Here is a 13,505-nt window from a genome sequence, read left to right on the forward strand (position 1 = left end):
TGCGTACGGACGGGGTGTGCGGCGTCAGAAGTTGATGCCGCCGAGGAGGCTTGCCAGGCTCTCGCCGCCTGCCTTGATGCTCGGGGCGATGGCCGTGCTGGCCATGTAGAACCCGAACAGGGCCGAGACCACGGCGTGCGACGCCTTCAGCCCGTCCTTACGGAAGAAGAGGAAGACGATGATGCCGAGCAGGACTACGCCTGACATGGACAGGATCATTTGGGTTCTCCTGGTTCGCGGGGGACAGTCACCATGAGTACTTCCAGGATCACAGGATGTATCCATACTATAAAAGGTGCAACTGGGTGAAATACGGGCGATTTCCCCCGGCTGGCGGAAGGCCTGGTGGCTGCCTGAGCAGGAGAACTGCGTCGAACGGGTCCTCCCGCGATCCTTGCCGTCGACGGGTCCGGCCGCGATCGCGGCGAGCCAGTACGCTGGCGATTCACCTGAACGGTTGAGTGGAGAGGCGGACCGGGCAATGAGCGAAGCCCCCGACCCCGAGGTCGTGGAGCTGGCGACCAAGATCTTCGATCTGGCCCGCGAGGGCCGGACCGAGGAGCTCGTGGCGTACGTCGACGCGGGCGTTCCGGCCAACCTCACCAACGACCGCGGCGACTCCCTGGTGATGCTCGCCGCGTACCACGGCCACGCCGACGCGGTCCGGGCCCTGCTGGACCGCGGTGCCGAGGCCGACCGGATCAACGACCGAGGCCAGACCCCGCTCGCCGGGGCGGCCTTCAAGGGCGAGGCGGACGTCGTCAAGGTCCTGCTGGAGGCCGGCGCCGACCCCTCCCAGGGGACTCCGTCGGCCGTCGACACCGCCCGCATGTTCGGCAGGGCGGAGCTGCTGGAACTCTTCGGCGTGCACTGAGCCGGAGGTCCTGAGCAGGGCGACGAGACTTTCCTGAGCAGGTAAATCGACGACCACGGGGGAGGCGGTACAAGGCCGCCGGAAATTTCGGTCGCGGCAGGCAGAACAGCCGGGTCATCATGACGTCGTGATTCACGGACGCGACGGCTGGGCAGGTGTTGCCGCACCGCGCGGGCCGTGACGCGGTCCGCTTGGGCCACTGACGAGAGGCAGAGGAAAATGGTCTACAGCAAGCAGGAAACGGCGGGCGCCCCGACGTGTTGTCACGCGGCCAGGTAATGCACGTCCCCGGTTGCGTCGACGCTTGATGTGAGGCTGTTTCCCATGTTCGATCCGGTCATAGCGCCCAGCGGTACGCTGCTCGGCCTGCTCCAGAGGGGGCGCGGCGACGGCACGTTGCACGCGCTCACCGCCCCGCGAGCCGAGGCGCTCGCGGCGCTGAACCACTGTGTGCTGCGGGATCCCCGCCACGACTGGCAGGTGGAGAACCGCTCCCTCTACTACGCCCGTCTCTACCTCGACCTGAACGGCGAGCTGGACGAGATCGAGGCCCACCTCTTCGACGTCGAGGACTCCTTCGACACCGAGGAGTCCCGCACGGGCCTGGCCCTGGCCGTCCTCGGTCATCTCGCCTCCTACGGCAGACGGGACGCCCTGGCCCTGCTGCGCCGCTACGCGGTCTCGGGAGCCAACTGGGCCTGGGCCCTCGACGAACTCGCCCTGCGGGACGACGACGCCGGTCTGCGAGCCCTCGCGGCGCCCGTGCTCGCCCGGTTCACCACCGATACCGAGGGCGAGGCCGAGCTCGCCGCCGCCGTACGGGACGCCTTCGAGCCACGGCCCTGGCGGCTGTGGGCCGAGGATCCCCGCGAGTACGTCTCCGCGCGCGTGCGTGCGGCTCAGGAGGCCGGCTGTTTCGACCGCTGGCAACGACAGCTGAGTCCGACCGGGCCCCGCCCCGGCTGGAGTGTCCAGGCCGTCTTCGAATGGGCCCAGCAGGGCGTCGAACGCGGAGCCGCGCTCCACGTCCCCGCCGCCCGCTGCCTCTCCGCCGTGGCGGGGCCCGAGGACCGCCCCGAGATCGTGCGGGCGGCCAGGGACGGCAGCGAGGGAGCCCGGTGCACCGCCCTGCGCTACCTCGCCGACTTCAACGATCCCGACGCCCTCGTCCTGATCGAAGAGGCCATGGCCACCGGCTCGACGCCGGTGGTCGAGGCCGCCGTCGACGCCTTCGAACGGATGCGCAGCGTCGCCGCCGTGGACCGGGCCCGCGGCTGGGCATACCGGCCCGACCCCCTGGGCGCCGCGGCCGGCCGCATGCTCGCCTGCCGCGGCGGCACCCAGGACAGTGACCTCGTCCTCGGCGCCCTGCGCGAGGCCGTACGCGGCGAGGGCTGCGACGCGCCGAGCCTGTGGACGCTCGTCGACGGCGCCGGACGGCTCGGGATCGTCTGCGCGGCGCCCGTGCTGCGCCATATCTACCGCGAGACGGCCTCGTCCCATCTGCGCGGACGCTGCGCCCGCGCACTCGCCGCCACCGACCCCTCCTACGCCGCCGGCTTCGCCGTCGAGTGCCTCTGGGACTGCGAGGAGGGCACCCGCGAGATCGCCGCCCGGCACGCCGAGACGGGGGACACCCGGGTCGTGGAGCGCCTGCGCCGGCTCGCCGCCGATCCGGCAGAGGAGGCGGAGGTCCAGACGGCCGTACGGAGCCGGATCGGACCGGACGCCACGTCCACCATGTGAACGTCGGGACAGGCCGCCGCCCGAGGGGAGCCTGGCGGCGGCCGGCCCGGCGGATGAACACCCGACGACCTGCCGGGCGGACCGGCATGGACACCGTCCGGCCCGCGCGCCACGCGTCGGCGAACAGCGAGTGCGCAGCGCAACGCTCACGGGACGTTGGTCGTACGGAAAGATCCACTTTGACGCGTCCACGTCCGGGACGGCGACAACACGGGTATGCGTGTCGTCATCGTGACCGAATCCTTTCCCCCCGACGTGAACGGCGTGGCCCATTGCGCCTACCAGACCGCCCGGCACCTCGTCGATCGCGGTCACACCCCCGTCGTCGTCGCCCCGGCCACCGCCGCCGGGACCGGGCCGGACACCGAAGCGCCCTGCCCCGTCGTCCGGATCCCCTCCCTCCCGCTCCCCGGCTATCCCCAGGTCCGCGTCGCCCTCCCCAGCCGACGCGTCGCCGCGGCCGTCGCCGCGCACCGGGCCGACATGGTGCACCTGGCCAGCCCCTTCATCCTCGGCGTGCGGGGCATGGCGGCCGCCGCCCGGCTCGGTATCCCCGCCGTCGCCGTCTACCAGACCGACCTGGGCGGCTACGCCCGCACCTACATGGGCGCCGGCGAGGCGGCCGCCTGGCGCCGGATACGGTCCGTCCACGCCGCCGCCGACCTCACCCTCGCCCCCTCCGGCGCGGCCCTGCGCGACCTGGACACGCACGGTGTGCCGCGGGTGAGGCTGTGGCCGCGAGGCGTGGACACCGTGCGCTTCCGCCCCGAGCGACGGGACGAGGCCCTGCGCCGGGCACTCGCCCCGAACGGCGAGCTGATCGTCGGCTACGTCGGACGGCTCGCCCCCGAGAAGCACGTCGAGCTTCTGGCCGGCGTGTGCGGGCTGCCGGGCGTCCGGGTCGTGGTGGTCGGCGACGGGCCGAGCAGGCCCCACCTGGAGGAGACCCTGCCGGGCGCGGTCTTCCTGGGCAACCGCACGGGCGACGAACTGGCCCGCGTCTTCGCCTCGCTGGACGTGTTCGTGCACACCGGCCCCTTCGAGACCTTCTGCCAGACCGTGCAGGAGGCCATGGCCAGCGGTGTGCCGGTGGTCGCGCCCGCCGCGGGCGGCCCCCTCGACCTGGTCGCCCACGGGCGCACCGGCCTGCTCGTCCCGCCCCGGGACGCCACCGTCGTCCGGGACACGGTGGCGGCGCTGGTGGCCGACCCCGAGCGGCGGGCCGCCTTCGGCGCCGCCGGGCGGGCCACGGTCGAGGGACGCACCTGGGCCGCCGTCGGCGACCGGCTCATCGCGCACTACGAAGACGTGATCGCGCGTCGCCTGGTGGTGGCGGCATGAGCGGCGTGAGCCCTACGGGCGGCATGGGCGCCGCCGAGGGCGCGAGCGGTGCCTGTGCCGGGTACGGTCCCGGCCGCCCCACCTCCACGAGCACCAGGCCGGGTACCGGGCCGCTGCGGATCGTGCGGCTCGCGAACTTCGTGGCCCGGCCTCGGGCGGGCTGCGTACGGCCCTGCGCGAACTCGGCAAGGGCTATCTGACGGCAGGCCACGAGCCGGTCCTGATCGTGCCCGGCGAGCGGGAGAGTGACCGTCTCACCGAGCAGGGGCGGGTGATCACTCTGCCGGGTCCGCTGCTGCCCGGCACCGGCGGCTACCGCGTCCTCACGGACAGACGGCGGGTCGCGCGCCTGCTGGAGGAGCTCGCCCCCGACCGTCTGGAGGTCTCCGACCGCACCACACTGCGCTGGACCGGCAGGTGGGCGCGGCGGGCCCGGGTGCCCGCCGTGATGGTCTCCCACGAGAGCGCCGACGGCGTCCTGCGCACCTGGGGCGTGCCGGAAGGAGCGGCCCGGCGCGCCGCCGACGCGCTCAATCTCCGTACGGCGCACACGTACGCGCGCGTGGTGTGCACCACCGAGTTCGCCGAGCGGGAGTTCGTGCGGATCGGGGCCCGGAACGTCGTGCGGGCTCCACTGGGCGTCGACCTCGTCGAACGGCACCCCGTCCTGCGGGACGCCGGGCTGCGGGCCGCTCACGCGCGCGAGGACCAGACCTTGCTGGTGATGTGCACCCGGCTGTCCGTGGAGAAACGGCCCGGCACGGCGCTGGACGCCCTGGAGGCGTTGCTGCGGCGCGGCGCGCGGGCGGTGCTGGTCGTCGCGGGCGACGGACCGCTGCGGCCGCGGCTGGAGCAGCGGGCCCGCGAGCGCGGGCTGCCCGTCACGTTCCTGGGGCACGTCTCCGACCGCGGCGCGCTGGGGGCCCTGCAGGCCTCGGCCGACGTGTGTCTTGCCCCGGGGCCCGCCGAGACGTTCGGCCTCGCCGCCCTGGAGGCCATGGCGTGCGGGACCCCTGTCGTGGCGAGCGCCTCCTCGGCGCTCCCCGAGGTGATCGGGGCCGCGGGGGCCACGGCGGCCGACCGGGGGGAGGCGTTCGCGGACGCCGTGGAGAGCCTCCTGGAGCGCCCCGTCGCGGCCCGCCGTGAGGCGGCACGCGCGCGTGCGGAGTGCTTCGGCTGGGGCACGGCGGTCGACGCCTTCCTCACCGCGCACGACGCGGCGGTGTCGGTCACGGCACCGGTGACCGCGCCGGTCCGTCCTTTCGTGCCCGGAGGCCTCGGATGAGACGCGTCCCCTTCGTCGCCCCCGGCGATGCGCTCACCGAGGGCGTGGGGGACCCCGTGGGCGAGGGATGGCGCGGCTGGGCCGCGCTGCTCGCCCACGGACTCGTCGACGAGACCGAAGGCGCCCCGCGGGGGCCGGGGGCCGAGGGCCGAGGGGCGCGCGGGAAGCGAGCGCCGACCGGCCCCACCCGGGGGAACGAGCGCCCGCCTCGATCCGCGGACCTCCGCGGCGCTCTCCGTGGCGGAGCGGCGACCGGACGCGGCCTGAAAGCCCGGCCGGCGCCGCCCTCGTCACCTTCGGCGTACGGCCACGAAGCGGACCGGCGTGCCGGGGGCGGCCTGGGCCGCGGCCGCGAGGTCGCCCGCGCGGACGACCCCGATCACCGGGTAGCCCCCGGTGGTCGGGTGATCGGCAAGGAAGACCACCGGCCGGCCGGCGGGCGGAACCTGGACGGCGCCCAGGACCATGCCCTCGCTCGCCAGTTCACCGCCGCGGGCGCGTTCCAGGGCGGGCCCCTCGGTACGCAGCCCGATGCGATTGCTCGCCGAGGACACGAGGAACGTCCGCGAGGTGAAGGCGCGGAGCGCGTCCGGAGTGAACCAGTCGTCCCGTGGGCCGAGCGTCACCCGGAGCACGAGTTCGGCGGGGGGCGCCGGCTGCGGGGCGACGTCCACGCGCGCGTGCGGGACGCGTTCGCGCCCCAGCGGCAGGACGGTGCCGTCCGTCAGCGGCGCCGGGCCGAGGCCGGAGAGCAGATCCGCGGACCGGCTGCCGAGCACCGGCTCGACGATGACGCCGCCTGCCAGGGCCACGTACGTGCGTACCCCGCGGACGGCCGGTCCGATGTCCAGCAGGGTTCCGGCGCGTACCCGTACGGGCGCGCCCCAGGCGGCTGGCCGGCCGTCCACCGTGACCCGGCAGGGCGCGCCGCCGACCGCCACGGTCACGTCGGAACGCGGCCTGAGGGCGCAGCCGTCGAGCGTCGTCTCCAGCACGGCCGCGTCGGGCCCATTGCCCACCAGCCGGTTGACGAGGCCGGCCGCGGGCGCGTCGAGGGCACCGGAACGGGGCACGCCGAGATGCGCGTGGCCGGGGCGGCCCCGGTCCTGCACCGTGGTGAGCGCCCCGGCCCGGACGACGGACACCGCGCGGTCGCTCATGAGGTGCCCACCGGTCCCACCGGGACGAAGCGCACGCGCGTGCCCGGCGACAGCAGCGCGGCCGGCACGCGCGCGTGGTCCCACAGCACGGCGTCCGTGCTGCCGATCAGCTGCCAGCCCCCCGGCGACGCACGCGGGTACACGCCCGTGTACGGGCCCGCGAGCGCCACCGAACCGGCCGGCACGGCGGTACGCGGCGTGGCCCGGCGCGGCACGTCGTAGCGCGCGGGCAGGCCGGTGAGATAGCCGAAGCCGGGCGCGAAGCCGCAGAAGGCGACCCGGAACTCGGTGCCCGCGTGGATGCGGGCCACCTCCTCCCGCGGGACACCCCAGTGGGCGGCGACCTCGGCGAGATCCGGGCCGTCGTAACGGACCGGGATCTCCACGGCCGTCCGCTCGCGCGGGGGAGCGGGCGGTACGTCGGAGACGGCCAGCTCCGACGCCAGCCGGCCCGGGTCGGCCAGACCGTCCAGGAGGACGGTGCGGGCCGCCGGAACGATCTCGCGGGCGTGGAGCAGGCCCGCCGCCCGGCGCCGCAGCAGCTCCGCGTGCAGCGCCTCGGCCTCCGCGCCCGACGCCAGTTCGACGAGCAGGGCGTCGTCCCCGACGGGCAGAACGCGCACGCTCATGCGAATGCCTCCACTCGTACGCCCGACTCCTCCAGACCGCGCCGGACCCGGCGGGCCAGCTCCACCGCGCCGGGCGTGTCGCCGTGCAGGCACAGCGAACGCGCGCGTACCTCGATGGACGTCCCCGTGTGGGAGGTGAGCTGCCCGAGGCGGGCCAGGCGCACCGATCGTTCCACGACGGCGTCCGGGTCGGTGACCACGGCCCCGGGCCGCCCACGGGCCACGAGCGTGCCCTCCTCGGTGTACGCGCGGTCCGCGAAGGCCTCCGGGACGGCGGGCAGCCCCGCCCCCCGGGCCAGCTCCAGCAGGCGTGAGCCGGGCAGCCCGAGCACGGGCAACGCGGCCTCGGCGAGGAGCACCCCGTCGACCACCGCGCCGGCCTGCTCCTCGTCGTGCACGACCCGGTTGTACAGCGCGCCGTGCGGCTTCACGTAGGCCACACGCGCGCCCGCCGCCCGGGCGAACACCTGCAGTGCGCCGATCTGGTACGCCACCTCGGCGGCCAGTTCGGCGGGCGGCACGTCCATGGCGCGCCGTCCGAACCCCGCCAGGTCCCGGTAGGAGACCTGCGCGCCGATCGCCACATCGCGCTCGGCCGCCAGCTCGCACACCCGCCGCATGGTGACCGCGTCCCCCGCGTGGAAGCCGCAGGCCACGTTGGCGCTGCTGACGACGGAGAGCAGTCGCTCGTCGTCGGTCAGCCGCCAGCGGCCGAAGCCCTCGCCCAGGTCGGCGTTCAGATCGATCGCGGTCGTCGCGGTCATGGTTCCTTCGTACTCCTTCTCAAGCCACGCGGTACTGCTCGTCGCGGGCGTCGGTGAGGAACATCTGTCCCGGGGCGTGGGTGAGGGCGAACGGCGGGCGTGAGGCCATCACCGCGGCCTGCGGGGTCACGCCGCAGGCCCAGAACACCGGGATGTCGTCCGGAGCGGCGTCCACCGCGTCAGCCGAAGTCGGGCCGGCCGAGGTCGTCGATGCCCAGGCCCGACGGATCGCCGCAGTGTACGGGGCTGCCGTGCACCGCAGGGAGCAGGCTGCTCTCCCGGATGGCCGCCGCGAGGTGCTGCGGTGGCACCGGCCGCATGGACACGACCAGGGGGCTGTGCAGCCGTCCCGCGGGCCGGCATTCGCGGCTGGTGACGTACATCGGGACGTTGCGCCCCTGCTCGACGTGCCGGATCGGCACGCCCGCCCCGGACAGCGCCCACTCGAAGGTGAAGCTGCACCCGATCAGGAACGACACCAGGTCGTCACGCCAGTACGCGCGCACGTCCTCGGGCTCGTCCATCAGCTCGCCGTGCTCCCACACCCGGTAGCGCGGCAGATCGGTGCGCAGGTCGGCGCCCTCGGCCAGGACGGTCGTCCAGGAACCGGCGTCCGTGACGTCGAGGACGGGACAGGGCTTCGGATTGCGCTGGCAGAACAGGAGCATGTCGTACGCCCAGTCCGCGGGCACCGAGATCAGGTTGACCTGGGTGTGGCCGCCCGCGACCCCGGCCGTGGGGCCCGCCAGGCCCGCCCGGAAGCGGGCCCGGGCGGCGGCGGGGCTCCACGCGTGCGCGTGCTCTTCGACAGACGTGACGGGCCGGTCCGCGACGAGCGGCGGACGGCGGTCCCGGGTGGGGATCGGACGGTTCACTCCAGTTCCTTCCCACGGGTCTCGGGCAGCCCCAGCAGCGCCAGGGCGGCGATCGCGTAGCCGATCGCGCCGAAGACCAGCGCGCCGCCCACGCCCCAACTGTCGGCGAGGAAGCCGACCGTGGTGGGGAAGACGGCACCCACGGCGCGGCCGGTGTTGTAGGTGAAGCCCTGGCCCGTGCCGCGCAGGGCCGTCGGGTACAGCTCGCTCAGATAGGACCCGAAGCCGCTGAAGATCGCCGACATGCAGAACCCGAGCGGGAAGCCGAGCACGAGGAGCACGGTGTCCGCGCCGCTCGGGATGTTCGCGTACGCCAGGATGCAGACCGCCGACAGCAGGGCGAACAGCCAGATGTTGCGACGCCGGCCCAACCGGTCGGTGAGGTAGCCGCCGGTGAGGTAGCCGAGGAAGGCCCCCGAGATCAGGAAGGTCAGATAACCGCCGGTGCCCACCACCGACAGGCCGCGCTCGGATTTCAGATACGTCGGCACCCAGGTAGCGAGGGTGTAGTAGCCGCCCTGCACGCCGGTGGAGAGCAGGCCCGCGAAGAGTGTCGTCCGCAGCAGCGGTCCCTTGAAGATCGCCGGGAAAGAGCCCTTCTCGGGGCTCCGTTCGCGTGCGGCGGCGGCCTCCGGGGCGTCCTGCACCCGACGCCGCATCCAGACCACGAGCAGCGCGGGCAGGGCGCCCGTCCAGAACATCACGCGCCAGGCCATGTCGTCGCCGAAGAACGAGAACACCAGCGTGTAGGCGAGTGCCGCGAGGCCCCAGCCGACGGCCCAGGAGCTCTGGATCGCGCCGAGGGTACGGCCCCGGTGCTTCGGGCTCGCGTACTCGGCGACCAGGATCGCGCCGACCGCCCACTCGCCCCCGAAACCGAGCCCCTGGAAGGACCGCAGGACGAGCAGCGACTCGTAGCTGGGCGCGAAGCCACAGGCGACGGTGAAGACGGCGTACGTGATCACCGTGATCATCAGGGCCCTGACCCGGCCGATCCGGTCGGCCAGCACCCCCGCCACGGCGCCGCCGATCGCCGAGGCGACCAGGGTCACGGTGGTGAACAGGCCGGTCTGGCCGCTGTCCAGACCGAAGTACGCCGCCAGCGCGACCATGCTCAGCGGCAGCGTGAAGTAGTCGTAGGAGTCGAGGGCGTAGCCGCCGAACGCGCCGGCGAAGGCGCGGCGGCCGCGCGGGCCGAGAGCCCGCAGCCAGGCCAGGGCGCCGTCGTCGGGAGCGTGTGCGGCGCCGGCGGGATGGGTGTCGGCGGCCGGGGTCCGGGGTGGGAGGGGCGTGCTCATGGGGCACCTCGCTGAGGAAGGACGGAGGGTGCTGGGGGGTGAGCTGTGCCGTGCGGAGGCGGGCCGCCGCGGTGGGGACGGGCGGTGCCATGGAAGCAAGGTAGAGGATCGTTGAACGATCCTTCAATACCCACGTTGTCTCGTTCTCGTGTCTGCGGTTGAATTCCGGGCATGGCAGAACAGCTGGCGGGACTGGCCGACGACCGCGCCCTCCTGGGCCGCACGAGCACCGCCGAACGGGTTGCGGACATCCTCAGAAGCCGCATCGCCGAGGGCTACTTCCCGCCCGGGACGCGTCTGTCGGAGGACAGCATCGGAGGAGCGCTCGGCGTCTCCCGGAACACGCTGCGCGAGGCGTTCCGGCTCCTCACCCATGAGCGCCTGCTCGTCCACGAGCTGAACCGGGGGGTGTTCGTCCGGGTCCTGACCATCGAGGACGTCGAGGACATCTACCGCACGCGCGCGCTCGTCGAGTGCGCCGTCGTCCGCGGGCTGGGGGAGCCGCCGTACGCGCTGGACGGCCTCCGGGCCAGCGTCACCGAGGGGCGGATCGCGGCCGTCGAGTCCGACTGGAAGGGGCTGGGCACCGCCAACTTCCACTTCCACCGCGAACTGGTGGCCCTGGCCGGAAGCGCTCGCACCGACGAGCTGATGCGCAGCGTCTTCGCCGAGCTGCGTCTCGCCTTCCACTTCGTCGACGAGCCGCGCCGGCTGCACGAGCCGTACCTCCAGCGCAACCGCCAGATCCTCCAGGCGCTCGAGGCCGGCGACAGGGCGGCGGCCGAGCGGCTGCTCACGGTCTACCTCGTCGACTCCATGGAACGGGTGGTCGAGGTGTACCGGCGGCGGGTCGGGGAGGAGCACGCCCCGTAGACCGCGCCCCGCGCCCCGCGCTCCCGCAGGTGCGCGGGGAACCGCGCGACGAGCCCCCACCGGCGCGCGGCCGAAACACGCCGGGTAGCCGTCCGCCCGCCCGCCGGAGGCGATCCGCGTCGTTTGGGTCGATGTCAGACCGAGGACCTAGTCTGTGCACCGTGACTTCGCCTGCCTCGACGGACCGTGTTCCGCCCCAGCTCAGCGCGGGGCCGCGCCCCGCACCGGGCCCGGCCGCCGACGAGGGGCTCGCGCGGCGGTTGCGCGCGCTCGCCTGCACCGCGCCTATCCACGACCTCGACGCACGCAAGGCCAACCTCGCGGGTGAGTACTCGGTCTACGGCATGGCGGAGATCGCCCTCGCCGCCATCGACCTCGTCACGCTCAACATGGACTTCGACACCGGCGCCGACCACGACCAGATAGTGGCCCGCCTGATGCCGCGCATCGCCGCACAGGCCCCGCTGCGGCCCGTCGCCGAGCACGAGCGGGTGGCCCGCTGGGTCCTGGAGAACCTGATCAACGTCGGCAGCGTCGACCGCGGCTTCCGCGCCGCGTACGGCACGTTCGCGCAGGACGGCACGTATGTGCGCCGCGACTACGACTTCAAGCTGATCGAAGAGGTCCCCGGCCACGGCGGCGTGGTCTACCTCCGCACGACCGACGAGGCGGTCAACGTCCTCGTCGGCGCCCTCGACACCGACGTCACCAGCGCGCAGATCGCCGCCGAGGTCAAGCTCGAGGTGCTCATCAAGCGCGGCCGTCTCGCCGACGCCCAGCTGGCCGCCGAGCAGGCCCGCTACCGCACGGTCCAGTACTCGGAGACGCTGCGCCGCGCTCTGGAGGCGACCCGGCGCAACGTACGCGCGGTGGACTGGCTCAACGCCGTGCCCGACATGATCGCCGAAGCCCTCGACCATGTGGCCGACCGCTATCGCCACGAGAACGCGATCCTGACCAACATCCGCAAGGCACGCGACGAGATCGAGGACGCGGAGAACAAGCGGCGAGCCGCCGAGCTCGTCGACATCGTGAAGGACTGCATCCGCAGGCACACCCAGTTGCAGTCCCGGCTGCTGGAGGCCGGCCCGCTGTTCCGCGCCGAGCAGGACCGCCAGGCCTTCGCCACGCCCATGACCTCGTCGGGGATAGACCTCTACGGCCACCTCGTCACCCCCGTGCTGCCGTTGCCGCTGGAGCAGGCGGTCCGGGTCACCGACGCCTTCTTCGCCCGCGGGACCGGACTGCGCACGCCGGTGGCGGTGCGGGTGGGCGATCTCGTCGACCTGCTGCTGACGCCGCCGGTGGAGCGGGAGCACCTGGGCGCGGAGATGCCGGAGCCGGACCTCATCGCGACCCCGGACGACAGCCGGTTCAGCGAGGAGCAGCTGGCGAAGGCCAAGCAGCTGCTCGATCTGCCGGCCGACGCGCCCCGACGGCTCTCGGGACTGCTCGAGGAGGCGCGCGCCCAGGACGGCGAGGAACTGGCCTACCTGGTGGCGCTGCTCGCCGTGCACGCCGCCAGCCCGGCCGTGGGCACCGCCTACCGCCAGGGCGAGGAGAAACTGCTGTTCGCCGTCGACGACGGCAGGGAACTGGACGACCCGGGGTTCGGCGGAGCCGATCTCATCGTCGGCACCGCCCTGCTGGACGCCGCGGGGATGGCGGCGGACCGCACGGAGGCGGCATGAGCCGGTTCGTGAACCGAGTGGACCCGCACGAACACCAGCACGAGAACACCGAGGAGCCGAAGCAGTGACCGAGCACGTCGAGTGGAGCGACACGGAGGCGCCCGCCCCGGCGGTCAACGCCGCCGTCACCCCCGCCGACGCCGCCGACGCGGCGCGGCTCGTCGCGTTCGGGCTGCAGCCCAAGGTGCAGCCCGCGCGGGACCAGGAGTACGCGGAGCTGCTGCGGCGCCACCGGGAGGACCCGGCGTTCGCGCGGCTCGCCGACGCCGTGGCGGCCGGACTCGGGCTGATCGTGCTGGAGGTCTCCCCGCGCGCGGGGATGGCGGTCACCGCCGCCGAGGATTCGGTGTTCGCCGTGCGCATGGGGGACTACGCGCGTCGTACGTCCGCCGACGGCGGCGACCGTTTCCTGCACGGACTCGCGCACCTCGCCGTCGCCGCCATGGCCTTCCCCCGGCCCGAGGACCTGGCCGACGACGGCTACATCGGCCGGGTCAGCGTCAACGGGGTGGACGCCTTCGTGCGCCAGGCCTGTCGCCGGCTGGAGGAGCGGGCGGAGGAGCGGGGCGAGAACACCGACCCCGCTACCGACGCCCCCGGACTGGAGGCCGCCTGGCGGATCTGGGCCAGACGCAGTGCCGCCGGCGCCACCAAGGACGCGCGCAGACTCGCCGGTTCCACGACCGGCATCGTCGGCAAGGCCGTCGCGTTCCTCACCGACTCCGGGTTCCTCCAGCGCACCGGTGACGACGGTGGCGGCACCTACCGGACGACGGCCCGCTATCAGCTCCAGGTGCGTGACATGGCGGGCGGTGCCGCCATGGCCGAGCTGCTGGAGCTCGGCGTCGTCCCGGTCACCGACGGCTCGCCGACGCTGCTGCCCGCCGAGCAGACCGACGACCTGGACCTGGTGGCCGACGCCGGACTGCCGTTCCACAGCTGAAGCTTCCGAGCCCGCGAGCTCGCGAA

Annotated in this window: 11 protein-coding genes and 3 pseudogenes; 8 read left to right on the forward strand and 6 right to left on the reverse strand. The window is 73.8% G+C overall.

Features of this window, described 5'->3' with window-relative positions; genetic code table 11:
* Positions 1 to 24: 24 nt before the first annotated feature.
* Positions 25 to 219, reverse strand: a complete 195-nt coding sequence (locus tag OG440_RS31365) for a hypothetical protein (RefSeq protein WP_406010116.1) — start codon at positions 217 to 219, stop codon at positions 25 to 27.
* A 262-nt stretch (positions 220 to 481) separates the two neighbouring features.
* Here OG440_RS31365 and OG440_RS31370 point away from each other — a divergent pair, with 262 nt between their 5' ends.
* From OG440_RS31370 to OG440_RS31390, 5 genes and pseudogenes are all read left to right on the forward strand, one after another.
* Positions 482 to 874 (forward strand): ankyrin repeat domain-containing protein, encoded by a 393-nt coding sequence (locus OG440_RS31370; protein WP_406010117.1) that lies wholly within the window; start codon positions 482 to 484, stop codon positions 872 to 874.
* A gap of 324 nt (positions 875 to 1,198) precedes the next feature.
* On the forward strand, positions 1,199 to 2,620 hold the full coding sequence (locus OG440_RS31375) for a HEAT repeat domain-containing protein (RefSeq protein ID WP_406010118.1): 1,422 nt from the start codon (positions 1,199 to 1,201) through the stop codon (positions 2,618 to 2,620).
* A gap of 216 nt (positions 2,621 to 2,836) precedes the next feature.
* A complete protein-coding gene (locus tag OG440_RS31380) occupies positions 2,837 to 3,961 on the forward strand; it encodes a glycosyltransferase family 4 protein (protein ID WP_406010119.1) in 1,125 nt (374 codons plus the stop codon).
* Positions 3,962 to 3,984: 23 nt separating this feature from the next.
* A pseudogene (locus OG440_RS31385) lies at positions 3,985 to 5,246 on the forward strand (glycosyltransferase).
* Positions 5,243 to 5,351, forward strand: a pseudogene (locus OG440_RS31390) (SGNH/GDSL hydrolase family protein); the annotation flags it as partial. The pseudogenes OG440_RS31385 and OG440_RS31390, both read left to right, overlap by 4 nt.
* A 185-nt stretch (positions 5,352 to 5,536) precedes the next feature.
* On the opposite strand, the gene OG440_RS31395 reads toward OG440_RS31390, so the two are convergent.
* From OG440_RS31395 to OG440_RS31415, 5 genes and pseudogenes are all read right to left on the reverse strand, one after another.
* Positions 5,537 to 6,406: a biotin-dependent carboxyltransferase family protein gene (locus OG440_RS31395; RefSeq protein ID WP_406010120.1), complete on the reverse strand. Its 870-nt coding sequence runs from the start codon at positions 6,404 to 6,406 to the stop codon at positions 5,537 to 5,539.
* Positions 6,403 to 7,029 (reverse strand): allophanate hydrolase subunit 1, encoded by a 627-nt coding sequence (locus tag OG440_RS31400; protein WP_406011505.1) that lies wholly within the window; start codon positions 7,027 to 7,029, stop codon positions 6,403 to 6,405. The genes OG440_RS31395 and OG440_RS31400 overlap by 4 nt, the downstream gene beginning before the upstream one ends.
* Positions 7,030 to 7,031: 2 nt before the next feature.
* The gene (locus OG440_RS31405) at positions 7,032 to 7,799 is read right to left on the reverse strand and encodes a LamB/YcsF family protein (RefSeq protein ID WP_406010121.1); all 768 of its coding nucleotides are present in this window, start codon (positions 7,797 to 7,799) and stop codon (positions 7,032 to 7,034) included.
* Between the two features lie 19 nt (positions 7,800 to 7,818).
* Positions 7,819 to 8,662: pseudogene (locus OG440_RS31410) on the reverse strand (putative hydro-lyase).
* 8 nt (positions 8,663 to 8,670) lie between these two features.
* Positions 8,671 to 9,972 (reverse strand): MFS transporter, encoded by a 1,302-nt coding sequence (locus OG440_RS31415; RefSeq protein ID WP_406010122.1) that lies wholly within the window; start codon positions 9,970 to 9,972, stop codon positions 8,671 to 8,673.
* Positions 9,973 to 10,143: 171 nt separating this feature from the next.
* Here OG440_RS31415 and OG440_RS31420 point away from each other — a divergent pair, with 171 nt between their 5' ends.
* The 3 genes from OG440_RS31420 (at position 10,144) to OG440_RS31430 (ending at position 13,479) form a co-directional block, all read left to right on the forward strand.
* Positions 10,144 to 10,845 carry a GntR family transcriptional regulator gene (locus OG440_RS31420; protein ID WP_406010123.1) on the forward strand — a complete coding sequence of 234 codons (702 nt, stop codon included), beginning with the start codon at positions 10,144 to 10,146 and terminating at the stop codon, positions 10,843 to 10,845.
* A gap of 161 nt (positions 10,846 to 11,006) precedes the next feature.
* Positions 11,007 to 12,536 (forward strand): hypothetical protein, encoded by a 1,530-nt coding sequence (locus OG440_RS31425; RefSeq protein WP_406010124.1) that lies wholly within the window; start codon positions 11,007 to 11,009, stop codon positions 12,534 to 12,536.
* A 64-nt stretch (positions 12,537 to 12,600) separates the two neighbouring features.
* Positions 12,601 to 13,479: a hypothetical protein gene (locus tag OG440_RS31430; RefSeq protein ID WP_406010125.1), complete on the forward strand. Its 879-nt coding sequence runs from the start codon at positions 12,601 to 12,603 to the stop codon at positions 13,477 to 13,479.
* The last annotated feature ends 26 nt before the right edge of the window (positions 13,480 to 13,505 follow it).

The sequence above is a fragment of the Streptomyces sp. NBC_00637 genome (genome assembly GCF_045161545.1).
In the GTDB taxonomy this organism is placed as follows: Bacteria; Actinomycetota; Actinomycetes; order Streptomycetales; family Streptomycetaceae; genus Streptomyces.

Coding starts and splice junctions, on each gene's coding strand:
- OG440_RS31365 (WP_406010116.1), bottom strand. CDS start 219: ATGATCCTGTCCATGTCAGGCGTAGTCCTGCTCGGCATCATCGTCTTC.
- OG440_RS31370 (WP_406010117.1), top strand. CDS start 482: ATGAGCGAAGCCCCCGACCCCGAGGTCGTGGAGCTGGCGACCAAGATC.
- OG440_RS31375 (WP_406010118.1), top strand. CDS start 1,199: ATGTTCGATCCGGTCATAGCGCCCAGCGGTACGCTGCTCGGCCTGCTC.
- OG440_RS31380 (WP_406010119.1), top strand. CDS start 2,837: ATGCGTGTCGTCATCGTGACCGAATCCTTTCCCCCCGACGTGAACGGC.
- OG440_RS31395 (WP_406010120.1), bottom strand. CDS start 6,406: ATGAGCGACCGCGCGGTGTCCGTCGTCCGGGCCGGGGCGCTCACCACG.
- OG440_RS31405 (WP_406010121.1), bottom strand. CDS start 7,799: ATGACCGCGACGACCGCGATCGATCTGAACGCCGACCTGGGCGAGGGC.
- OG440_RS31415 (WP_406010122.1), bottom strand. CDS start 9,972: ATGAGCACGCCCCTCCCACCCCGGACCCCGGCCGCCGACACCCATCCC.
- OG440_RS31420 (WP_406010123.1), top strand. CDS start 10,144: ATGGCAGAACAGCTGGCGGGACTGGCCGACGACCGCGCCCTCCTGGGC.